The sequence below is a fragment of the Winogradskyella sp. genome, from assembly GCF_013042245.1.
Lineage (GTDB): Bacteria > Bacteroidota > Bacteroidia > Flavobacteriales > Flavobacteriaceae > Winogradskyella.
The window spans coordinates 45,994-69,851 of sequence record NZ_JABDQL010000148.1; the positions used below are offsets into that span (position 1 = coordinate 45,994).

At 33.5% G+C, this 23,858-nt stretch carries 17 protein-coding genes and 1 pseudogene; 16 read left to right on the forward strand and 2 right to left on the reverse strand.

The window, feature by feature from the left end:
- The first annotated feature begins 84 nt into the window (after nucleotides 1-84).
- Complete coding sequence (locus HKP48_RS11740) at nucleotides 85-849, forward strand: glycosyltransferase family 2 protein (RefSeq protein WP_296346075.1); 765 nt, start codon at nucleotides 85-87, stop codon at nucleotides 847-849.
- Between the two features lie 9 nt (nucleotides 850-858).
- Here HKP48_RS11740 and HKP48_RS11745 read toward each other — a convergent pair whose 3' ends face one another.
- A complete protein-coding gene (locus HKP48_RS11745; protein WP_296346076.1) occupies nucleotides 859-1,617 on the reverse strand; it encodes a lipopolysaccharide kinase InaA family protein in 759 nt (252 codons plus the stop codon).
- A gap of 147 nt (nucleotides 1,618-1,764) precedes the next feature.
- Between HKP48_RS11745 and HKP48_RS11750 the strand changes: the two genes are divergently transcribed.
- The 15 genes and pseudogenes from HKP48_RS11750 to uvrB all read left to right on the forward strand — a co-directional run bounded on the left by HKP48_RS11750 (nucleotide 1,765) and on the right by uvrB (nucleotide 23,018).
- A complete protein-coding gene (locus HKP48_RS11750; protein WP_296346078.1) occupies nucleotides 1,765-3,177 on the forward strand; it encodes an HD domain-containing protein in 1,413 nt (470 codons plus the stop codon).
- 2 nt (nucleotides 3,178-3,179) lie between these two features.
- Nucleotides 3,180-3,632: a GNAT family N-acetyltransferase gene (locus HKP48_RS11755; protein ID WP_296346080.1), complete on the forward strand. Its 453-nt coding sequence runs from the start codon at nucleotides 3,180-3,182 to the stop codon at nucleotides 3,630-3,632.
- Between the two features lie 3 nt (nucleotides 3,633-3,635).
- A complete protein-coding gene (locus tag HKP48_RS11760) occupies nucleotides 3,636-4,676 on the forward strand; it encodes a COX15/CtaA family protein (RefSeq protein ID WP_296346082.1) in 1,041 nt (346 codons plus the stop codon).
- 30 nt (nucleotides 4,677-4,706) lie between these two features.
- Nucleotides 4,707-5,222, forward strand: a complete 516-nt coding sequence (locus HKP48_RS11765; RefSeq protein ID WP_296346084.1) for a hypothetical protein — start codon at nucleotides 4,707-4,709, stop codon at nucleotides 5,220-5,222.
- Nucleotides 5,223-5,249: 27 nt separating this feature from the next.
- Complete coding sequence (locus HKP48_RS11770) at nucleotides 5,250-5,444, forward strand: LPXTG cell wall anchor domain-containing protein (RefSeq protein ID WP_296346086.1); 195 nt, start codon at nucleotides 5,250-5,252, stop codon at nucleotides 5,442-5,444.
- Nucleotides 5,445-5,565: 121 nt separating this feature from the next.
- Nucleotides 5,566-6,465 (forward strand): ABC transporter ATP-binding protein, encoded by a 900-nt coding sequence (locus HKP48_RS11775; RefSeq protein ID WP_296346088.1) that lies wholly within the window; start codon nucleotides 5,566-5,568, stop codon nucleotides 6,463-6,465.
- A 75-nt stretch (nucleotides 6,466-6,540) separates the two neighbouring features.
- Nucleotides 6,541-7,368: an ABC transporter permease subunit gene (locus tag HKP48_RS11780; protein ID WP_296346090.1), complete on the forward strand. Its 828-nt coding sequence runs from the start codon at nucleotides 6,541-6,543 to the stop codon at nucleotides 7,366-7,368.
- A 28-nt stretch (nucleotides 7,369-7,396) separates the two neighbouring features.
- Nucleotides 7,397-10,837 carry a T9SS type B sorting domain-containing protein gene (locus HKP48_RS11785; protein WP_296346092.1) on the forward strand — a complete coding sequence of 1,147 codons (3,441 nt, stop codon included), beginning with the start codon at nucleotides 7,397-7,399 and terminating at the stop codon, nucleotides 10,835-10,837.
- Between the two features lie 35 nt (nucleotides 10,838-10,872).
- A complete protein-coding gene (locus HKP48_RS11790; RefSeq protein ID WP_296346094.1) occupies nucleotides 10,873-12,651 on the forward strand; it encodes a gliding motility-associated C-terminal domain-containing protein in 1,779 nt (592 codons plus the stop codon).
- 62 nt (nucleotides 12,652-12,713) lie between these two features.
- Nucleotides 12,714-13,531, forward strand: a pseudogene (locus tag HKP48_RS11795) (IS1595 family transposase).
- Nucleotides 13,532-13,683: 152 nt separating this feature from the next.
- Nucleotides 13,684-18,522 (forward strand): choice-of-anchor L domain-containing protein, encoded by a 4,839-nt coding sequence (locus tag HKP48_RS11800; RefSeq protein ID WP_296346095.1) that lies wholly within the window; start codon nucleotides 13,684-13,686, stop codon nucleotides 18,520-18,522.
- A gap of 320 nt (nucleotides 18,523-18,842) precedes the next feature.
- Nucleotides 18,843-19,739: a choice-of-anchor L domain-containing protein gene (locus tag HKP48_RS11805; protein ID WP_296346103.1), complete on the forward strand. Its 897-nt coding sequence runs from the start codon at nucleotides 18,843-18,845 to the stop codon at nucleotides 19,737-19,739.
- Nucleotides 19,723-20,211 (forward strand): hypothetical protein, encoded by a 489-nt coding sequence (locus HKP48_RS11810; protein WP_296346097.1) that lies wholly within the window; start codon nucleotides 19,723-19,725, stop codon nucleotides 20,209-20,211. Before HKP48_RS11805 ends, HKP48_RS11810 begins: the two co-directional genes overlap by 17 nt.
- Before the next feature lie 23 nt (nucleotides 20,212-20,234).
- Complete coding sequence (locus HKP48_RS11815; protein WP_296346099.1) at nucleotides 20,235-20,951, forward strand: T9SS type B sorting domain-containing protein; 717 nt, start codon at nucleotides 20,235-20,237, stop codon at nucleotides 20,949-20,951.
- Nucleotides 20,952-21,011: 60 nt separating this feature from the next.
- Nucleotides 21,012-23,018 (forward strand): excinuclease ABC subunit UvrB, encoded by a 2,007-nt coding sequence (uvrB, locus tag HKP48_RS11820; protein WP_296346101.1) that lies wholly within the window; start codon nucleotides 21,012-21,014, stop codon nucleotides 23,016-23,018.
- 3 nt (nucleotides 23,019-23,021) lie between these two features.
- Here the strand turns inward: uvrB and HKP48_RS11825 are convergent, their stop codons facing one another.
- Nucleotides 23,022-23,438 carry a TerB family tellurite resistance protein gene (locus tag HKP48_RS11825; RefSeq protein WP_363928618.1) on the reverse strand — a complete coding sequence of 139 codons (417 nt, stop codon included), beginning with the start codon at nucleotides 23,436-23,438 and terminating at the stop codon, nucleotides 23,022-23,024.
- Nucleotides 23,439-23,858: the final 420 nt, after the last annotated feature.

Consider the following 23,858-nt stretch of genomic DNA (forward strand, 5'->3'; position numbering starts at 1 on the left):
GGTCGCTGTACAGATTATTCGATATAAATGTACAGCTTGTCATATGATTTAAAAGTTCTACTTTTACAACATAGATTTTAAAGAATGATAAAATTATCTGGGGTCATTATTACGTACAACGAGGAGCGCTATATAGAAAGCTGCTTACAATCTCTGGTTGATGTTGTAGATGAAATAATTGTGGTTGATTCCAAATCCACTGATAATACAAAGCACATTTGCGAAAAATATGACGCTATTATAATTGAGCAAGAATTCTTGGGCTATGTGAAACAAAAGAACTTTGCTTTAGAACAAGCTTCTTTTGACCATATTGTCTCTTTAGATGGCGACGAATCACTTTCTTCTGAATTGCAAAAATCCATAATAGAACTAAAATCTAATTGGAAATACGACGGCTATTACTGCAATAGATTTAACAATTTTTGCGGTCAATGGATTAAATATTCTGACTGGTACCCTACACCTAAATTGAGAGTTTTTGACAGAAGGAAAGCCTTTTGGGATGGACTTATAGTGCATGAATCCGTTTCCTTTTACGACGTAGAACAATCTGAAACAGGACGTCTGAAAGGAGACATTCTACACCATACCTATCAAAGTTATTCAGAAATGAATCTAAAGATGGAGCAATTTTCTACACTTTCTGCGGAAGCCTATTATAAACAAGGGAAAAAATCTTCTATTTGGAAAATACTATGGAATCCGTCTTGGGCTTTCTTTAAAGCTTATTTTTTTAGACTTGGATTTTTAGACGGGCTAAATGGTTTTATTATTTGCTACCAAACAGGACATCGTAATTTTTTGAAATACACAAAACTTTACGAACTTCAAAATAAAGATAAATAACAAACCTTCTTACTTTTTCCAGAATTTAAGTTTCTTTTTAATTCTCTTTTTTCGATGAAACTTATATTGAAAATTTTGAGTTTCTTTCCACATTAACTCAAATACTTTTTCAAAAGAACTATCTACACATTTAGCATATTCATCACTCATTATTTCAACCATTGACCTATGAGGCGTGAGTCTTGCGAAATTTTTTATTCGGGTTTCAAAATCTAGAGTGCCAAAGTTCATTCGATTAAGGTCAACTAAATAAAAGTCATAGTCATTCTCCCGCTTTATAATTAGAGTATTTCCTGGTGAATGGTCTAAAAATTGAATTCCTTTTTCATGCAATTGATACGTAAATTGGGTAAAAGAACGTATTATATTTTCATAATCTGGGTAATTAAAATCGTGTATAAGTTCCCGATACGTTAAATCGTAATTAAGTTGTTCGCTAATGTAGAAACTCCGTCCAAAAAGTAGTCCTTTGTCTTGTTTAAAATACGCAATAGGTTGAGGCGTACCTATACCCAAATCTATAAGTTTTTTTGCATACTCAAAAGAACGCTGTGCCTTTCCCTTTCTGAAATATTGATAAACTATTCGGTTAACTAAATTCGGAATTTTAAAAGACTTGATGTTTACAGTAATATCATCAAGTTCGAATAATTTTAAAGTGTTGCGATTTTCTTTAAGAATGTGTTCCTCAGAAGTATCAAAACACTTAATAAGTTTTACAAGACTATTTTTCTTAGCTAAGTATTTACTATGAATTACTGATTTCATACCGCAATATTACAATTATTATAAATATAAATTATAGAACATTAAATTTTTGAAATTGTTAAATGTAATTGAAGCTATAAATTAGGGACTTCTTCTGCTATGTTGTAAATTTGCATCTTGAAATAAGAGCCAATTTCGTTTAGTAAAATGACCCATAAAAGCGCACTACAACATCCAGTTTTTAAAACCATTTCGGAATCAGCAGACAATCTTGGCGTCGATGCGTATGTCATTGGTGGCTATGTACGTGATTATTTTTTAGAACGAGGTAATGCCAAAGACATAGATGTAGTAGCCATTGGTAGCGGTATAGAATTGGCACAAAATGTAGCTAACAATTTGCCTAATAATCCTAAAGTACAAGTTTTTAAAACTTACGGTACGGCAATGTTGAAGCATGATGATATTGAAATTGAATTTGTTGGCGCACGCAAGGAAAGCTATATTGAATATAGTCGAAATCCTATTGTAGAAAATGGCAGTTTAGAAGACGACCAAAATCGACGTGATTTTACTATAAATGCTCTAGCTTTAGGCCTTAATGCTTCGAATTTCGGAGAACTTCTTGACCCTTTTAATGGTCTTAAGGATTTAGAGAGTGGACTTATAAAAACTCCACTTAATCCCGATATTACTTATTCTGATGACCCGCTGCGGATGATGCGTGCCATACGTTTTGCAACGCAACTCAACTTCAAAATTGAAGATACCTCACTAGAGGCTATTTCTAAAAATTCTGAACGCATAAAAATCATTACAAAAGAGCGTATTGTTACAGAACTACATAAAATCTTAGAGAGTAAAAAACCATCTATCGGATTTATTCATCTTGAAAAAACAGGACTGCTAGATATTATTTTACCAGAACTAACAGCGCTTAAAGGTATTGACGAAAAAGAAGGACAACGCCATAAAGATAATTTTTACCACACGCTCGAAGTTGTTGATAATATCTGTAAAACCACAGATAATCTTTGGCTACGTTGGGCAGCATTACTTCATGATATTGGTAAAGCTCCAACGAAACGCTTTCATAAAAAAATTGGCTGGACTTTTCACGGACATGAATTTGTTGGCTCAAAAATGGTGTACAAGCTTTTTAAAAGATTAAAAATGCCGTTGAATGATAAGATGAAGTTTGTCCAAAAGATGGTGTTCATGAGTTCTAGGCCCATTGTTTTAGCCTCAGATGTTACAGATTCTGCGGTAAGGCGTTTGGTTTTTGATGCAGGAGATTACGTGGAAGATTTAATGACACTTTGCGAAGCTGATATCACGACAAAAAATCCAAAAAAATTCAAAAAATATCACAATAATTTTAAAATCGTTAGAGACAAAATTGTTGAAGTCGAAGAGCGCGACCATGTTCGTAATTTTCAGCCTCCAGTTACTGGAGAAGAGATTATGGAAACCTTTAATCTAAAGCCTTCAAGAGAAATTGGTATTATTAAAGAGGCTATAAAGGAAGCTATACTAGAAGGTGAAATACCCAATGAACATGATGCTGCTTTTGAGTTTATGTTAGAAAAAGCGAAAGCTTTGGGATTGCAAGTAAGTTAGCTATGATAAAACTCGTTAGGACTACATCAGAAAACAAAGGTTTTATAGTATTAGTAAAACAACTTGATGCCTATTTAAAAATTACAGATGGTGATGAACATGAGTTTTACAGTCAGTTTAATGGTATGGAAGCATTAAAAAACGTAGTCGTTGCCTATGATAGAGAAACAGCAATAGGTTGTGGAGCATTTAAACCATTTGATGAAAATTCTGTAGAAATAAAACGCATGTTTGTTTTACCCGAAAAAAGAGTCGCAGGTGTTGGAAACCTTGTCTTAAACGATTTAGAAGATTGGGCAAAACTGATTGGTTATTCTTCTTGTGTTTTAGAAACAGGTAAGCGCCAGATAGAAGCAGTAAAATTTTATAAAAAATGCGGCTATTTTAAAATACCAAAATACGAACAATACAAAGGCATGGAAAATAGCATTTGCTATAAAAAAGAATTGATTTAGAAAATGAAAAGACGGTTTAGAAAAACAGCAAAAGTTACTTTAGTATTAATTTACTTTGTTATTGTAGCCGGTGCAGTGGTACGTATGACTGGTTCGGGAATGGGTTGTCCCGACTGGCCTAAATGTTTTGGGTATTACATTCCACCGACAGATATTTCAGAGCTTCAATTTAAGCCTAATCATGATTATAAAAAAGGAATTGTTATTATTGTTGCTGAGGAATTGCAAGTTGCGACCAAAGAATTTACATCTGGGGAAACCTTGAATTTAAACAATTGGGAACCTTACACAGCTCACGATTATGCTATATTCAATCCTATACATACCTGGGTTGAATATATAAATCGACTTATCGGTGCAATTTCAGGGTTACCTATTCTTATTTTCACCATTATGGCAATTTGGTTATGGAAAGATAAAAAGCACTTTTTATTACTTTCAGTTTTTACGGTTTTAGCGATGGCTTTTCAAGCATGGTTAGGCAAAACAGTAGTAGACTCTAATTTGGCACCTTTTAAAATTACCATTCATATGGTTATGGCTCTGGTTATTGTGGCTGTTATTCTTTACCTCATTTACGCATCAAAAACGAGTTACAAAGACCAAAAATTCGATTCAAAGTTCAGAAATATTTTAATTATAGCTACAGCATTAACACTTATTCAAATTGTTTTAGGGACACAAGTTAGACAGTTTGTGGACATTCAGAATAAATTATTTGGATACTTTAATTGGGATATTACTGCAGTAGCTCCTATTAATTTCTATATACATCGTACACTTTCTATCCTTGTTTTAGCAATAAATCTTTGGTTGTTTTTGCGAAACCATAAGCTTAATTTAGGCTATGCTAAATTCAAACTAGTTATAGTTTGTATTGCTTTAGAAATTGCAACAGGTATTGCTATGTATTACTTTAATTTTCCGTTTTCTTCACAACCGCTACATTTAGTAATCGCTGCAGTTCTTATAGGAATTCAGTTTTATATTATTTTAGAAAGCCACAATACATATAGACTTAAAAATAAGATAGCAAGCGCATAAATTGTATCTTTGGAAAATTAAATTAATACCATGATTTACAGATTTAGAGTTATACTCGATAATGATACAGAAGAGGACATTTTTAGAGATTTAGAAATCCGTGAAAATGACACTATGGAAGATTTGCATAATATCATCACACAATCATTTGGTTTTGATGGTATGGAAATGGCATCATTTTATGTGAGTGATGAAGAATGGAATCAAGGTGAAGAAATTGCCATGTTCGATGTCAGTGAAGGAAATAACAAAGTTAAGGTTATGAGCTCTACTAAAATTAATGACTTAGTACACGAAGCCTCTACTCGACTGATATATGTTTATGATTTTTTGAATATGTGGACTTTCTTTGTAGAGCTTGCTGAAATTGTCGAAGAGGCACAAAGCACAGACTACCCAAACTTAATGTTTGTTCAAGGCCAAGTACCAGATGAAGCACCTATAAAACAATTTGAAGCAGAAAAAGAGGATAATTTTAGTGAATTTGCAGATGACATAGATGTTGATGATTACAGTGATTTAGATTTTGACGAAAACTGGAATTAAATAGTAACCTCTTTTCTTAGATTAATTATGAAGTATAAAATTGGTTTTAGACTTGATTGGCTAGAAATGATAATAGTGTTATCGTGTATATTTTTTTCAGGAGTAGCTTTAGGTAGTGATATAAATGACAAGTACATTTATATTGGTCTTGCATTGACTAGTGCTGGTGGTTTATTAATCAAAAAACGTGTTAAAATGCCTTTGAGTGACAAAAAACAGTAATACATATTTAAACCAAAAAACAAAAAGCATTTCTGTATGAAATGCTTTTTTTGTTTTTATGCTGTAACAAAAAAAAGATTGATTCGTCTTACTCTTATAAACCAATCAAAAACCAATCACCTTGGAGAATATCCTTACTATAAATAACCTTACAAAAAAATTTGGTTACCTCACCGCAGTAAAAGACTTAAGCTTTACCATACAAAAAGGTAATGTGTATGGTATTTTAGGACCAAACGGAAGTGGAAAATCAACAACACTTGGTATTGTACTAAACGTAGTCAACAAAACTAATGGCGACTTTTATTGGTTCGACGGAAATACTAACACTCACGATGCACTTAAAAAAGTAGGGGCAATAATTGAGCGCCCTAACTTTTACCCCTACATGACGGCAGAGCAAAACCTAAAATTAGTTTGTAAGATAAAAGGAGTTGACACTAATAAAATTAAAGAAAAGCTAGAAGTTGTAGGCTTACTAGACAGAAAAGGAAGCAAATTTCGCACCTATTCTTTGGGTATGAAACAACGTTTGGCCATTGCATCGGCGTTACTAAACGACCCAGAAATTCTTATTCTAGATGAACCTACAAATGGTCTTGACCCACAAGGAATTCATCAAATACGAAAAATCATAAAAGATATAGCAGCAAACGGAACTACCATACTATTAGCTTCACATTTACTAGATGAAGTTGAAAAAGTATGTTCTCACGTTGTTGTGCTTAGAAAAGGAGAAAAACTATACTCAGGTCGTGTAGATGAAATGATCAGTAGTCATGGCTTCTTTGAACTAAAAACCGAAAAGCATGATGAATTAAAAACTATCCTTGAAGAAGACCCTAAATTTGGAAAAATAAAAGTGGAAGACCATTTAATTACCGCTTTCTTAAACGAGCCAATGTCTTCATCAGACTTTAATAAACTTATGTTTGAAAAAGGTATTATTCTATCGCATCTCGTAAAACGAAAAGAAAGTTTAGAAGAGCAATTCCTTCAACTTACAGATAATTTAAACTAATCATCAACCTGCCCTGAGCTTGTCGAAGGGTCAACCATATAATTCTCTAATAGAATTAGAATAACCAATCACACCATGATACGACTCATACAACTCGAACTTCAAAAGCTTTGGCTAAATAGAACAAGTAAAATTCTCATATTTGTGAGCTTTATATTGCCCTTTACAGTCTTAGTTTTATCATCCATAAAAATTAATTTCTTTGGATTTTTCACACTAGAATTAGGAGAATTAGGAATTTTCAATTTCCCTATTATATGGCATATTACAACGTTTTGCGCTTCCTATTTTAAGTTCTTCTTCGCCATTGTAGTCGTGAGCATGATTGGCAATGAATATAGTAGTAAAACCTTGAAGCAAAACCTCATCGATGGTCTCAGTAAAGAAGAATTTATACTTTCAAAATTTTATACTATTGTCTTCTTTTCATTAGCTGCTACAGTTCTTATGGGTGTTGCTACTTTTTGTATAGGTATGTATTATTCTAGTTATACTGAAGCTAGCATCGTTTTTAGAGAAGTAGAATTTTTATTGGCCTATTTTGTAAAGTTAGTTGGGTTCTTTAGTCTCTGTCTTTTCTTTGGAATGCTATTAAAACGTTCGGCATTTGCCTTAGCCTTTTTATTTATTCTTTATATCGTAGAGTGGTTAGTTTTTTGGGGAGCATATGAAATATTTGATAGTGTAGATAAAGCGTTTCAGATAAAAAACTTTATGCCTTTAGAATCTATGTACAAATTAATAGACCAACCTTTTCAGCGTGTTGTGATGACAAAATTCCCTGACAAAGCAGAATTGGGTTATGACTACGCCGTTCACTTTAGCGAAATAGCCATAGTATTGGGTTGGATAGCTCTTTTTATCTTTTTGTCTTACCGATTATTAAAAAAGAGGGATTTGTAATATATTTGATAACTAGCGCTTATCGAATATGAAAAAGAGTCTTTTTTTAATAACAATTACATTTTCAATTTTTTTTGCAAATGCTCAACAGGAAGCTTCTAATTGGCATTTTGGTAGCGGAGCTGGTTTAACATTCGATTTGTTTAATGATACTGTTACACCTATTAATTCTGCTGTAAGTACTAATGAAGGCTGCTCAAGTATTTCTGCTGCCAACGACGGAACCGTATTATTTTATACGGATGGTCGTAGTGTATGGGATGCTAATAATAATATCATGCCAAATGCAAATTATAATTCAGGAAACGGATTACTTGGTGACCCATCAAGTACCTCATCCGGTTTAATTATACCAAAGCCTAACGACCCAAATTTATATTATATTTTTACTGTAGATGAACCGCACCATAATAATGCTTGGGCATACCCAACTCAAGGACCACAAGATATTAACGGTAATCCAATCAACTTTTATCAAGAAAGTTTTGGTAATGTACCTGCAAGTTCAAATGTTGATGATGGTTTTAATAATGGTTTAACATATTCACTTATAGATTTATCATTAAATGGTGGTAATGGAGATGTTGTAGTATCAGAAAAAAATGTACCATTAATAACTTACGATGTCGCAGACTTCATTGAGACAAGTTATAAATGTTCTGAAAAAATTACTGCTGTTGCTGCCAATGATTGCGAGTCTATTTGGGTAATAACTCATTTTAGAGACAAATTTTACTCCTTTAAGATTGATAATAGTGGTGTAAATCCTACACCACAAGTTTCTGAAATTCCGGGAGATATTGATATTGTTACTAATGGATACCGTAGAAATGCTATAGGCTACATAAAAGCTTCACCAGATGGAAGTAAAATTGCTATTTGTCATAACCAAAACGCCAATGTACCTGGTAATCAAGTAGAGCCATTCACATCAGGAAGTTTTTGGGTTTACGATTTTGATAACGCCACAGGCATTGTATCTAATGGTGTTGAGCTCTTAACAAACATAAGTACTTATGGCACAGAGTTTTCTTCAGATTCTAAAAAAGTTTATGTAAGTGGTAGTAACGCAATTAATCAGTTTGATTTAGACAATAATAATCAACAAACTACTGTATTTACAACTATAGGTGGTTTTCTTGGCGCCATGCAGTTAGCACCAAATGGTAAAATATACGTTATAAATACATTTAATAATAATTTCTTAGATGTTATTGAAAACCCTAATGAAGTTGGTTTTGCATGTAACTATAACCAAAACGGACAAGCACTTGCAACTGGAACTAGTGCCAATTTAGGATTACCGCCTTTTATATCGTCATTCTTTGTAGAAAGCATAGATATTATTCGGGACGATGATTCAGAATCTACCCTATTATCATTATGTAATGGAGATACTTATACATTATTAGCGGACATTCTTCCTAATGCTACTTATACATGGACACTAGACGGAAATACGATTGATGATGGAAATGCTAATCCTTTTGATTTTGAAATAGCACCAAATCAAGGTGGTTTATATGAAGTACTCATACAACAAAACAATGGAGACTGTAATACCTTTGAAGGACAAGCCTTAGTTACCTTCTACGATATACCTGTAGCTAACAATATAATAGATGTAAATGAATGTGAAGGCACTACTGACGGTGTTGCTTCTTTTAACTTTACTAATAAAAATCCTGAGGCACTTGGAGCTCAAGATCCCTCAGAATTTTCGGTAGCATATTTTGCTAATATTGAAGATGCTAACAATAATGAAAATGAATTAACATTCCCATTTCAAAATACAACTAATCCACAAGAAATTTTTGTGCGTGTCGAAAACAGTAACAACTCTAATTGTTATAATATCAATTCTTTCAACATAATAGTCTTTGATACACCGACCGTTTCAAGATTAGATAATATACTTCTCTGCGATACTGAAGATGATACAACTGATGGCATAGTTACTACTGTGTTATCTAATCTTAATTCTGATATTCTTGGTGCAAATCAGCTCGCAGCAGATTTTACAATTACATATTATAGCAGCCAAGATGATGCAGATAATGTGGCAAATGAATTGCCAGACAATTACCAGAATGTCCCATTTAGCGACGAAGTTTTTGTTCGTATGGTAAATAATAACAATACGGATTGCGTCACTATAGATAGTTTTACCCTGACCATCAATTTAACACCAGAAGTTAATGATATTTCACTCTTTCAATGTGACGAAGATGGTATTCCTGACCGAAGAACAGTTTTCAATATTTTAGAAAAAGAAGACGATATAACAGGAGGAAATCCAGATTTTAATGTTTCCTATTATTTAGATATGAGCGATGCCATGACAGAGACAAACCCTATTGATGCTTCAAACTATACTAATATATCTAATCCACAAATAATCATAGCACGCACAACAGACACCATCTCAACTTGCTTTAGTTTCAGTGAAGTTAATTTAGCTGTTAGTGCTACTACAGCCAATGATGCTTACATTGGCATCTGTGATACAGACGATGCTGAAGATGGTTTTATGGATTTTGATTTGTCTTTGGCAGATGCACAAGTATTAGATGAGCTTCCAAACGGACTAAATTTAGCATATTACGAAACTCTAGAGGATGCTTTGTTAGAAATTAATCCGTTAGCTAATAATTATAGAAACACGACAGCTTTTACTCAAATATTATATGTCCGTGTTGAAAATCAAAATAACTGCTACGGTATTAACGAAGTTGAATTAGAAGTGTTGACCCTGCCTAATGTAGAGACATTTTTTGAAACTTTATACTGTTTAAATGACTTTCCAGAGCCTATAGTGATTAATGGTGGTGTTATTAACGACATCCCTAACAATTATTATTATGATTGGTCTACAGGCGAAACAACCATAGAAATCGAGGTCAACGAACCAAACACCTATACCGTCACTGTTTCAAATGTCGCTGGCTGCTCTAAGGAGAGAACAGTTGTTGTAAATGCTTCAAACATTGCCACTATACAAGGTATTGAAGTCACGGATGCCTCAGAAAATAATACCATTACTGTTTTGTTAGCACCTGGAGAAGGCGATTATGAATTTGCTCTTAATGACCCTAATAGTGTTTATCAAGACAGCAATATATTTGAAAATGTTCGCCCAGGCATATACACAGTTTTTGTAAGAGACAAAAATGGTTGTGGTATTATAGAAAAAATGGTTTCCGTTGTAGGTTTCCCAAAATTCTTTACACCAAATGGAGATGGACAAAACGATTTTTGGCAAGTTAAGGGTATATCTTCTCAATTTCAACAAGACACTATTATTTATATTTTTGATAAATATGGAAAATTAATAAATGAAATAAGTCCTACTGGTTCTGGTTGGGATGGAACATATAATGGCAATCCAATGCCAAGTAGTGACTATTGGTTTTCTGTAACTCTAGAAGATGGAAGACGTTTTTCAAGCCATTTTGCTTTGAAGCGCTAAATAAAATGTAATTTTAGTTTTATAATACTTGTAGGTTGAAACTAAGATATATTTATACCATCCTTTTACTACTCATTAATTTATTTAGTGGAGCACAGGACATTAGTTTGTTTCAACAATTTAATGGAAGATACGACTATACAGCTATTGGAAACACCTTAAACACTTCTGAAAACGGTAACTCTTCACCATGTGAAATTCTAACCAGATCTTCTGCCGAACTTCAGCTAGAATCTAATCAAAACATTATTGCCGCTTATTTATATTGGGCAGGCTCTGGAAATGGCGATTTTGATATTCAACTTAACGGTGAAGATATATCTGCAGAACGTATATTTACAGATGCCCTAGACGACACAAGAGTCTTTTTTGCTGCATTTTCCGATGTTACAGAAATCATTACAAACCTAGGAAGCACAATCTATACGATTTCAGATTTTGATATAAGTTCAATAATCTCACCTTACTGTCCTACAGGTACTAACTTTGGCGGCTGGGCGTTAACCGTTGTTTATGAAGATAGTAACCTGCCACTTAATCAACTCAATATTTATGACGGGCTGCAAAGTGTACCTGAATCGTTATCCATAACACTCGACAACCTGAATGTCTTGGATAATGATAATGCAAAAATTGGCTTTATCGCTTGGGAAGGTGACCGTGCTCTGGCTGTAAATGAGCAACTCACTATTAATGGAAACCTCATCGGAAATCCACCTTTAAATCCCGTAAGTAATGCTTTTAATGGAACAAATAGCTTCACAGGTGCTATCGATTTATTTAACATGGATATTGATGTATATAACATACAAGATAATATAGCCATTGGAGATACTACGGCATCAATAAGTCTAACATCAGGTCAGGATTTTGTAATGATTAATAATGTTATTACTGTCTTAAATAGTCAATTACCTGACGCCACAATCGCTGTAGAAGAAATTACTCTTACCTGTGATAGCCGAGAAATCACACTAAACTACACCACCAATAACGCCAATAGTACAGGTGTTTTACCCCAAAATACACCGATAGCATTTTATGCTGATAATCTTCTCGTCGGCCAATCTGCTACAAGTACAGATATACCTATTGGAGGTTTTGAAAATGGCACTATTAGTCTTTTTATTCCAGAGAATATTTCAGATGATTTTACGATTTCAGTAATTGTTGATGATGACGGTAATGGCAACGGAATTATTACAGAAACAAATGAAAACAATAATTTTACCTTCGCAGGTGTTTCACTTTTAATAGTTCCAGAAGTAGTAACACTTCCTAATTTATTGTCATGTAATTTAGGCTTTGAAACAGGTGAATTTAATCTTTTAGATGCAGTAACTAATTTACAAGAATTTGAAAATCAAAACTTTCAGTTTTTTGAGAATCTAGAAGATTTAGGGACAAATACAAATAGTATTAATGACATAGATTCATACAATAATTTAACTCAGCTTCAAACTATATATATTCGTCTAGAACAAGAGTTTTGCTATGAAATTTTTAAGTTTAACCTTGAAATTGAAAACTGTCCACCAATAATCCCTGAGGGATTTTCACCTAATAACGATAGTAAAAATGATTGGTTTAACATACAAGGACTTTACAGTATTTTTACACTACACGAACTTAAAATTTTTAATCGTTACGGTACACTAATTTTTGAAGGTGACGACAACAAACCGTGGTTAGGTCTATCAAATAGAGGAATAAACCATGGAGAACGTGTTCCTGTTGGCACGTATTATTATGTCTTAAACCTCAATGATTATGATTACCAACCTATTGTTGGTTGGGTATATGTAAATTATTAATTAAATATCCGTAATTACATCTAATTTTGTGTATTTCATTGATTATCATAACACTAATAGCTATGAGTGTTTTTAGTTTTACTGCGGAATTTGGAAACGAAGAAGAATGTCGTCTTCATTTTAAGCGAGAAAGAGATACACAAGGCGTATTTTTAATTGAGAAATGGTATAACTCCATTTATTCTTTAACCAATAATAGTATCGTCAATGTTTTAAATGAGCGTAACTAAGAAAGGATTTTCCGCCAAAGATATACAGCGCCAATTAGGTTTGAAGCGTTATGACCTGTATGGTCTATGGTGCATAAACTACGTAAAGGTATGGGTAAAAGCGGTGAGCGTTACACTCTAGAAGGCATGATAGAGATGGATGAAGGTTATTTTACAGTAGCATCAACCGATATAGAAAAATCTCAAGCTCAGCGTGGTCGAGGAGCAGCAGGTGAAAAGAATGTAGCAGTAATGGCTGAAAGTGTTATTTTAGAAGATATAGAAACTGGTAAGAAATCTAGCCAAGTACCTTACTTTAAGGCTAAGGTATTAAATACACATTCTTCAGAAGAGATTGATGATACCATTGAAAGCTCATTAGATAAGAGAACTATTGTTTTTTCTGACAAAAGTACTTCCTATGTGGATATATCAGATTATGTAGAACTACATGTTACTGAAAAATCTAGTGAGCAAACCACAAAAGAAACTCTCAAATGGGTTCATATTTTTATAAGTAACGCTAAAATAACACTCTTGTGCAATTATCATAAAATCAAGGGAAAGTATTTACAGCTCTAGCTAAATGAGTTTGTGTAAAGGTAAACAGACAATATTTTGAAGAAAAACTGTTCGATAGAGTGGTTATTGCATCTATAACTGGCATTTGATTTAGGTGTAAAAACGGATATTTTAATTTTAATTGTGTATTTCATCAATAATATTTGCATTTCAACTAAATTTTAATACTTTTGTAGATATAAATGTCTAGGACTTGTTTTTATACCAGTATAGATTATTTATTAGAACAGACCCCAAATCTATGTTCAAATCAGAAAATTTTATTTTATTTATACTCACAGTTTTATTTGTGCAATTTACTTATGCTCAAAAAATTAACGTTGACAATTCTTTATCTGCACAAGCATTAGTAGAGAATTCCTTGCAAGCTGGTTGTATTGTAATAGACAATATTAGTTCTCAAGTTAATGGAAATTCTATTGGTATTGGAAGTTTTGGTTTTTTTGAAAGAGGAATATCTAATTTTCCTTTTGAAAATGGAATGGTTTTAACCACAGGAAATGCAACATCGGCAGGAAACGGAGAAAATAATGAAGAATTAAATGAAGGTGAAACATCATGGTCAACAGATACAGACTTAGAAACTGCTCTTGGCATTACAGGAACTCTCAATGCGACCTCTATTGAATTCGACTTTACTTCAATTTCTGATGTACTCCAATTCAAATATATATTAGCATCGGAAGAATATCTTAATAATTTTCCTTGCCAATATTCAGATGGCTTTGCATTTTTAATTCGTGAAGCTAATACTTCTAATCCCTTTCAAAATATTGCATTAGTACCAGGCACATCTACACCAGTAAATACTACAACCATTAGACCAAATATTGAAGGTTTTTGCGGACCCGTAAACAGTCAATTTTTTGAAGGTTATAATATTGGAGACACTAATTATAATGGCCGTACAACAGTCTTAACAGCAACGGCAAATATAATTCCAAATGTGGTTTATCACATTAAGCTTGTTATCGCCGATCAAACGGATAGAAATTACGATTCTGCTGTTTTTATAGAAGCTAACAGCTTTTCACCTGTAGTAGAATTGGGTGATGATTTTTCTACCTGTGCTAATAGTGTATCACTTAATGGTGATATTAATAATCCAAATGCAGAGTACGATTGGTATTTAAACGGAGGAGTTATAAATGGGGCTAACCAACCGACGTACGAAGCTACTGAAAGCGGTACATATAGCGTAGAAATAAGCATTCCTTTAGGAAATGGCTTTTGTACTGTAGGTGATGAAATTACAATAGATTTAAGTACTACACAAAGTACTACACCTATGACTAATTATCAACTTTGTGATGACCCAAGTAACGATGGACTAGAAATTTTTAATCTAGACACAAAAAACAACGAAGTTGTTAATTCTGTTGTACCTGGAAATTACACAGTGACCTACCATACATCGCTTCAAAATGCCGAAAATGGGACCAACCCAATAAGTGGGAGTTTTGAAAATCAAGTAAGCCCACAAGTTATATATGCACGTATTATTGATAATAACTCTGGTTGCTTAACCATAAATCAATTTCAACTTATAGTAAACCCTAGACCCGAAGCGATAGAGCCTCCATTAATGGAAGTATGTGATGACGAAGTTATTGATGGTTTTACGACGATTAACTTAAATGAAAATGATGATGCCATAACCAATGGACAAGCTAATTTGGTTGTTAGCTACCACATTACAGAATTTGAGGCAAGTAATAATACTAACCCAATTCCGATGCCCTACGTTAACGATAGTCAAACGGATATAGTTTATGCTAGTGTTACAGACCCTAGTACTGGATGTAACTCTACGACAGTGGTAAATATTTCGGTATTAGCACCACCTCCAATTAACAATGCCCAAAATTACTATATAGATGCTTGTGACCAAGAATATGATGGTTTTGCAGAATTTGATTTAACGACAGTAGAAGCTGAAATTTTAAACGGACTTACCAACGTAACAGTAACTTATCATCTATCTCAAGAAGATGCACTTTCTGGAGAAAACCCGATTCCTAATCCAACAAATTTTTCAAATACTACACAAACTGAGCAAATTATATATACAAGAGTTATTGATAATAATACGGGCTGTGCTTCAAATTCTCCTATAGAAATACACCCAAATCTATTATTATCGGCGCCAGATTTTTCGGATTTTCAACTTTGTGATATAGGAAATGACAATAGTGAAGCCTTCAATCTAGAAAGTATAACTAGTTTTATTTTACAAGATATACCAGATGTAACAATTACCTATTATGAAACAGAAGACGATAGAACTAATTCTATAAATCCTATTGACACTAGCGTAAATTACTTTCCCCTTAATTCTCCACAAACTCTATACCTAACCTTAACAAGCCCCACTTGTACTGAACATGAGGAAATTATTTTATATTTAGAACCTATTGTAGAGTTTCCAGATTTACCACAACAAACCGTATGTGACACAGATCAAGATGGAATAAGAAGCTTTAATTTATCAGAATTTGACGAACAGGTTTCTCTAGGTCAACCAGGATATACCGTAACCTATTTTGAAACTCTACAAGATGCCGAAGATGATATAAATCCATTGTCTGTAATTTATCAAAACACAGTAAATCCTTTTACACTCTATACTAGAATAACATCTGAAATAGCCTCATGTACTGATTTGTCAAGTTTCGAAATTTTTGTTAATCCAGCACCAGTAACTACAAATGCAAACCCAATTATTATTTGTGATGATGACCAAGACGGATTTTTTACAATAAATCTCGAAGATAAAATTTCCGAAATCACCAGTACTTTAACAAATATTTCTGTAAGCTTTTTTGAATCTGAAGAAGATGCAATTAGTAATACAAACATGATTATTACTAATACCTCTAACTATAATGCAGAAACAGGTACAATTATTGCCAGAGTAGAAAACACATTGACTAGTTGTTTTACGCTTGAAAATATTTCAATAATTGTAAACACATTGCCTGTATTTCCTGAAATCTCAGAATTTAGATTTTGTGAAAACAATACAGATAACATTGGTGAATTTTTGTTAAGCTCTAAGGATGCAGAGATTTTAAACGGTCAATCAGGAAAAGAAGTTTTATATTTTCTGACGGCAGAAGATGCTGAGTCTGGTGACAATCCTATAGACAAAGACAATAATTTTGAAAATACAGAGAACCCGCAAATCATACATGTCCGGGTTCAAAATATTACGGACACAGATTGTTATGGTATAGATTTCTTTACATTAAATGTGGGTACAAATCCAAATTTCAATGAGCCTACAGACATGTTTGTTTGTGACGATGGCTCTAATGATGCTCTTGTGGAAATAAACCTTAATGAAAAAACTGCTGAAATAAGTGAAGGCATAGCGGAAGATTTAACTGTAACTTACTATAGAAGTTTTGAAGATTTTCAAAATCAAAGTAATCCTATAACTGAAAACACATTTACTAATATTGCTAATCCTCAGGAAATTTTTGTAACCATAGAAAATGGGACAATTTGTTATTCTAGCGCATCGTTTATTATAAATGTTACACCTGTACCAACAGTATCTACAATAGCGCCGTTTGAAGATTGTGATATAGATTACAACGAAAGTATTTTATGGGATTTAACGCAAGCTGAAATTAATATTTTAGACGTTAGACAAGATAATATGGTAGTAACATTTTTTACCTCCGAAGAAGATGCCGGTAGCGATACAAATCCTATTTCTGAACCAGAGAATTTTGAAAACACTACAAATCCTCAAACCGTTTTTATGAAAGTGGTAAATACAGATTTTAACTGTCCTATAGTTTTACCAATAGAACTCAACGTAATTTCACCACCGGTATTTAACGACTTTAGCAGTGTAAACATTTGTGATAATGACACTAACACTTACGAGATTAGTCAGATTAATAATATCATTGTAAATAACCCAGATAATTTAAATATTACCTATTATACAAATGAAAATGACGCCATAGCGATTGAAAATGAAATTACTGGCGAGTACAATTACCAAACTAATAACGACATTATATATGCGCGGCTTGAGGATGCAGTAACGGAGTGCTTCTATATATATCCGTTTATGCTTATAGTTATTGAGTCACCTGTTGCAAACATGCCTGATAATTTAGAAAGCTGTGATGACGACTATGACGAACGACTTATTATCGATTTAACCATCCAAACTCCAATAATTATTGGAGCGCAAGATGATACTTTTTTAGAAGTTACCTATCACAACTCTGAGGTAAGTGCTATAAGTAATACAAACCCGCTTGAGAACCTGTACAATACTACAAACGGTGAAATTATTTTTGCTAGAGTTACCAATACAACTACCCAATGTTTCGAAGTCACACAGTTTAGTGTTATTATTTACCCATTACCAATAGTTGATATAGGACCCCAAACGATTTGTCCTGAAAATTTTCCACTAAAGGTTGATGCAGATACTGGTTTTGATGGTGACGAATACTTATGGTCAACTGGTGAACTAACATCAGACATTGAAATTACTGAAATAGGAACATATAGTGTTACCGTTACAACTCCCAATGGATGCGTCACAACAAGTGAATTTAATGTTATTATCTCTGAACCTGCAAATATTGAAGTAATCGAAACAGTTGATTTCTCAGACCCTAATAACATAACAATAACTGTAACTGGAATTGGTGATTATCTTTTTCAACTAGATGATATGGAACCTCAAACCTCAGGATTTTTCGAAAATGTTGGCCTGGGATATCACACATTAACAATTATAGATATTAATGGTTGTGCGTCAGTAACAAAAGAAATCCTTGTTATTGATGCACCTAAACACATGACACCAAATAATGATGGAGATTTTGACACATGGCATATTGTTGGTGTAGAAACATTGCCAGGTACAGTAGTCTATATCTTCGATAGATATGGTAAACTATTAAAACGACTTAACCACAATTCCTATGGTTGGGATGGCACTTATAATGGTAACTTAATGCCAGCTAGTGATTATTGGTGGACTGCCGACGTAAAAGGAGGTGATATAGAGTTTACTGCTAGTGGGCATTTTGCACTAAGAAGATAGTCTATCAAAATTTAACACTTTACAAAAACTGATGAGATTAGTGATGTTTATATTTACTATGCTTTTTTGATCCGTTTTTATGAAATACGCTTTTCTTGTATTTAGCCTATTTATTTACTATATATTACAACTGCTCAGAATATAACTGTAGATAGTCAGTCCTTAACGCCACAACAACTCATTGAGGATGTTTTAATAGATAGTGACTGTATAGAAAACGTGTTAGTTACCAATGCTGTAAGTGGCAACTTTGGAGGCTCCGAATTTAGCTATGGTTCATTTGACGCTACAGAGGAACAACATTTCCTTTTGAGCGTGGTATTGTTTTAAGTACCGAAAGATTAAGCAATGTTCCTGGTCCAAATGACTCACTAAGTGATGATGATGCTCCTAGCTGGGATGGTAACTTCGACTTAGAGCTTGCTCTTCAACAAACGGCCACTTTAAACGCCACAATTATAAAGTTTAACTTTACAGCGATTACCAATCAGATTTCATTTAGATATTTATTTGCGTCTGAAGAGTATAGAGAAAAGAACCCCTCTACGGGTCAGTTCTCTGATGTTTTCGGGTTTTTAATTAAAAGAGCAAATAGTGATGACCTTTATGAGAATATTGCGTTAGTGTCTGGTACTACAACACCTGTAAAAGTAACAACAGTTACACCAGGAGTTCCTAGTAGTTGTCCACCTCAGAATGAAGCCTTTTTTTACCAATTTAATGAAATAAATCCTGCTCTATCACCAATGAACTTTAATGGACAAACAGATATTTTGAAAGCAACGGCTAATTTAATTCCTGGGGAAGAATATAATATTAAACTAGTAATCGCTGATGAACTGAACTTCAGATTTGATTCTGCTGTCTTCCTTGAAGCAGGGAGTTTTCAACTTACCAGAGACTTGGGTGTAGACCGGTTGTTATCGAATTTTAATCCTATTTGTGAGGGAGAAACAATAACATTAGATGCCACATTAGCTGGAAATAATGAATATGACTGGTTTAGAGATGGTATCTTAGTCCAATCTGACCCAATTGGTTGTAATACATGTGGTACTTATGAAGTTTCTCAACCAGGAGCATATACTGTAGAGGTTTCACTAGATAATTCAAGTTTTGCCTATGGAGATGTTGTGATAGAATATGGTACAAATCCAATCAGCAGCCATGTAGTTTTAATTGAGTGTGATGCTAACCAAGATGGCAACATTCTATAATTTACTTGATGCTACTGCAGATGTACGTAATAATCCTGACTTAACGGTAAGCGGTTTCTTCTTATCCGAAATGGATGTTATTGATTTTAATAACCCAATTCCATCATCAGCAAATTTTCAAAATTCGATACCTAATCAAATTATATATGCTAGAGTCGAAAACCCATTTGAATGTATTGACATTGCTGAAATGGAACTTCAAATTTCAAACAATCTATTAAACATTCCAAGCATTGAAACTTGTGATTTTGTAGAGCTTGACGGGTTTATAACATTTGATTTAGATGAAGTTAATATGGCTATCGCAAATCAAATTCCACCTAATACTGATGTAAGTTACTATGAAAATGATGCATTTACTGGGAATAATCAACTAGATTTAAATTACAGTAGCACTATGCAAATGCACAAACAATTTTTGTTAAAGTACAAAGCAACGGGGATTGTTATGTTATATCAGAGGTCAACTTAGAAGTATTATTTACACCAGAAATTATGGAAGATAAAACCGTAATTTATTGTACTAATACTTTTCCCGAAACCATAAGACTATTTGGAGGTGTCTTAAACGATTTACCAAACAATTACCTATACGAGTGGCAATTCAACGGAACAACAATTACACAAAATACATTTGCAATTGATATTAATGAAACTGGCGTCTATACAGTGGTCATTACAGACCCAAATGGTTGTAGCAACACTAGAGACACTACCGTTTTACCTTCAGAGATTGCAATGATTAATAATATTGATGTCATTGGGACTGACAGGATAAACACCACCACAATTATTGTAGACGGCAATGGAGATTATCAGAATGCTTTAGATGATGAAAACGGACCATATCAAGACTCTAATATTTTCAGTAATATCCTACCCGGTTTTCATACCTTGTTTGTCAGAGACAAGAATGGTTGTGGTATTATTTCCGAAATATTTTCAGTTTTAGGCTTTCCAAAATTCTTTACACCCAATGGCGATGGCCAGAATGATTTTTGGCAATTAGAAGGTGTTAACTTTCAACTCTATCCTAATCTAAGGGTTACAATTTATGACCGTTTTGGAAGATTAATTACTCAGCAAGATGCCAATAGTTATAGCTGGGACGGTATGCATAATGGCACACAATTACCGAACACAGATTATTGGTTTACAGCTAACTTTGGAGATGGTAGAGTGTTTTCTAGTCACTTTGCACTTAAGCGTTAAAATTAATTTAAGGGTACTTTTACATTCGGAATGCCAACTCGTTTATCGTAACTTTGCTTTATGCGATTTAAGATTGAATCTGAATTTAAACCTACTGGCGACCAACCTCAAGCTATTAAGCAACTAGCTGAAGGCATTACAAATAATGAGCGCTACCAAACCCTGCTTGGTGTAACGGGCTCAGGTAAAACCTTTACCGTTGCCAATGTGATTGAAGAAGTGCAACGCCCAACTCTAGTTTTGGCACACAACAAAACTTTGGCGGCGCAATTATATTCTGAATTTAAACAGTTTTTTCCAGACAATGCTGTAGAATATTTTGTCTCCTATTACGACTACTACCAACCTGAAGCCTACATTCCTGTTTCTGGGGTATACATTGAAAAAGATTTATCTATTAACGAAGAAATTGAGAAAATGCGTCTTAGCACAACCTCTTCCCTACTTTCAGGTAGACGTGATGTTTTAGTCGTCGCTTCTGTTTCTTGTTTATATGGTATTGGAAACCCTGCAGAATTTCAGAAAAACGTGATAACGCTTGAACGCGACCAAGTGATTTCTCGCACAAAATTATTACACATGCTCGTTCAGAGTTTGTATTCACGAACAGAAGCAGATTTTAAAAATGGAAACTTCAGGATTAAAGGAGATACAGTAGATATTTTTCCAGGATATTCGGATAATGCATTCCGTATTCACTTTTTTGGCGATGAAATTGAAGAAATTGAAGCTTTTAATCCACATTCACGCGAAATTATTGAACGCTACGACCGTTTGAATATCTATCCTGCAAATATGTTTGTAACATCTCCTGATGTACTTCAAAATGCAATACATAATATTCAAGATGATTTGGTTAAACAACACGACTACTTTAAGGATATTGGTAAACACCTTGAAGCAAAACGACTTAAAGAGCGTACCGAATTTGATTTAGAAATGATTCGTGAACTAGGTTACTGTTCTGGTATTGAAAATTATTCACGTTACCTTGATGGTCGTGCTCCAGGCACGCGTCCTTTCTGTTTGCTAGATTATTTTCCTGACGATTATTTAATGGTTGTTGATGAAAGTCATGTCACTATTTCTCAGGTACACGCCATGTTTGGTGGTGATAGAAGTCGAAAAGTTAATTTGGTAGATTACGGTTTTCGTTTGCCAGCTGCCATGGATAACAGGCCATTAAAATTTGAAGAGTTTGAAGCACTACAAAATCAAGTCATTTATGTTTCTGCTACACCTGCTGATTACGAAATGCAAAAAACAGATGGTGTTTATGTAGAGCAGGTCATACGACCTACAGGTCTATTAGACCCAATTATTGAAGTACGTCCAAGTCTGAATCAAATTGATGATTTAATTGAAGAAATTCAAACCCGAGTAGAAAAAGATGAGCGTACTTTAGTAACAACTCTTACAAAAAGAATGGCAGAAGAATTGGTTAAATATTTAAGCCGAATTTCGATTAGGTGTCGCTATATACACAGTGATGTGGACACTCTTGAACGTGTTGAGATTATGCAAGATTTACGTAAAGGTATTTTTGATGTTCTGGTAGGTGTAAATTTGCTTAGAGAAGGTTTGGATTTACCAGAGGTATCTCTTGTTGCCATATTAGATGCAGACAAAGAAGGTTTTCTGCGCAGTAATCGCTCATTAACGCAAACAGTTGGTAGAGCAGCAAGAAACCTCAACGGAAAAGCGATAATGTATGCTGATGTAATCACTAAGAGTATGCAGAAAACTATTGATGAAACTCAATACCGTCGCGGAAAACAGATTGCTTATAACACCAAACACAATTTAGTTCCTAAGGCATTAAATAAAAGCTTAAATAGCGCATTAGCAAAAAATTCGGTAAGTACTTACCGAACAGAGCTTGATGCTAAATTAGCGGCAGAACCTGAAAGTAAGTACTTGACTAAAAGCGAACTAGAAAAGAAAATTAGAGACACCAGAAAACAAATGGAACAGGCTGCTAAAGCTTTAGACTTTATTGAGGCAGCACGTTTTAGAGATGAGATTACTGCGTATCAAGAACGTCTAGAAAAACTAAAGGTTAAATAGCTATTAGTTATACTGCACCTTAAAAATATCAATCAAAAAATCTGGTGGTACAATTTTATTAGGAAAACTCTCCATTAAATCCAAAACACGATTAATAGACTCTTGACTTAACCCCATACGCAATCCAAAGTTATGGATTTTAACCAATTGTTTTGCAGACGTATTTTGATCTAAATTCATTAATAAGATTAGTCGATGAAATTGAACAATACGTTCACTATACGATTTTAAATTTACATAGGTTACTGGATGTTCAAAAAGATAATTAAAATCTTCTTGAGAAATCTCTAACTGTTTAGCAATGCTCAACAGAAATTTATTCTCTACAGATTTTAAACTTTCATCCTTCTGTGAAAATGCTATCATTTCTGATAGTAGGCTTAATTTTTGAACACGATTAATCATTAATAAATATTCCAAGGATTTAATTATTATAAAGTTAAGAAGACTCGCTATTTTATTGTCGTCTATATGATGTCTCTTGTCGAAAATAAATAAGTAATTTATCGGTATTTTTTCACTTTTATCAACTTTAGCCCTGTAGAATAACATGATATACAATCTTATTTATTTAGTGTTTTTCATTATTTATCCAAAAAATATAGTAGCTCAAAGTACTGAATAAAAGAAAGTTAAAACTTTTACCATAGCATGTCCTCAACTTAAAACCTTTAAAAGAATATGGATTCATTTACCAGAAGATTATGAAAAACCTAGTAAATAATCCTCGGGGCAAGCCCACGAGGCATTAAAATAATTTCAATTGATTATTCTTTTTCAAACTTTTATAATCCTTTTCAACACCTTGTTCCTTAACATAATTTGCTATCAATTTTTCAG

What these genes read in the sequence shown, in the direction of transcription:
- HKP48_RS11745 (WP_296346076.1), bottom strand. Translation starts at nt 1,617, where the DNA reads ATGAAATCAGTAATTCATAGTAAATACTTAGCTAAGAAAAATAGTCTT.
- HKP48_RS11800 (WP_296346095.1), top strand. Translation starts at nt 13,684, where the DNA reads ATGTTCAAATCAGAAAATTTTATTTTATTTATACTCACAGTTTTATTT.
- HKP48_RS11760 (WP_296346082.1), top strand. Translation starts at nt 3,636, where the DNA reads ATGAAAAGACGGTTTAGAAAAACAGCAAAAGTTACTTTAGTATTAATT.
- HKP48_RS11810 (WP_296346097.1), top strand. Translation starts at nt 19,723, where the DNA reads ATGGCAACATTCTATAATTTACTTGATGCTACTGCAGATGTACGTAAT.
- HKP48_RS11755 (WP_296346080.1), top strand. Translation starts at nt 3,180, where the DNA reads ATGATAAAACTCGTTAGGACTACATCAGAAAACAAAGGTTTTATAGTA.
- uvrB (WP_296346101.1), top strand. Translation starts at nt 21,012, where the DNA reads ATGCGATTTAAGATTGAATCTGAATTTAAACCTACTGGCGACCAACCT.
- HKP48_RS11780 (WP_296346090.1), top strand. Translation starts at nt 6,541, where the DNA reads ATGATACGACTCATACAACTCGAACTTCAAAAGCTTTGGCTAAATAGA.
- HKP48_RS11740 (WP_296346075.1), top strand. Translation starts at nt 85, where the DNA reads ATGATAAAATTATCTGGGGTCATTATTACGTACAACGAGGAGCGCTAT.
- HKP48_RS11815 (WP_296346099.1), top strand. Translation starts at nt 20,235, where the DNA reads ATGGAAGATAAAACCGTAATTTATTGTACTAATACTTTTCCCGAAACC.
- HKP48_RS11785 (WP_296346092.1), top strand. Translation starts at nt 7,397, where the DNA reads ATGAAAAAGAGTCTTTTTTTAATAACAATTACATTTTCAATTTTTTTT.
- HKP48_RS11770 (WP_296346086.1), top strand. Translation starts at nt 5,250, where the DNA reads ATGAAGTATAAAATTGGTTTTAGACTTGATTGGCTAGAAATGATAATA.
- HKP48_RS11765 (WP_296346084.1), top strand. Translation starts at nt 4,707, where the DNA reads ATGATTTACAGATTTAGAGTTATACTCGATAATGATACAGAAGAGGAC.
- HKP48_RS11750 (WP_296346078.1), top strand. Translation starts at nt 1,765, where the DNA reads ATGACCCATAAAAGCGCACTACAACATCCAGTTTTTAAAACCATTTCG.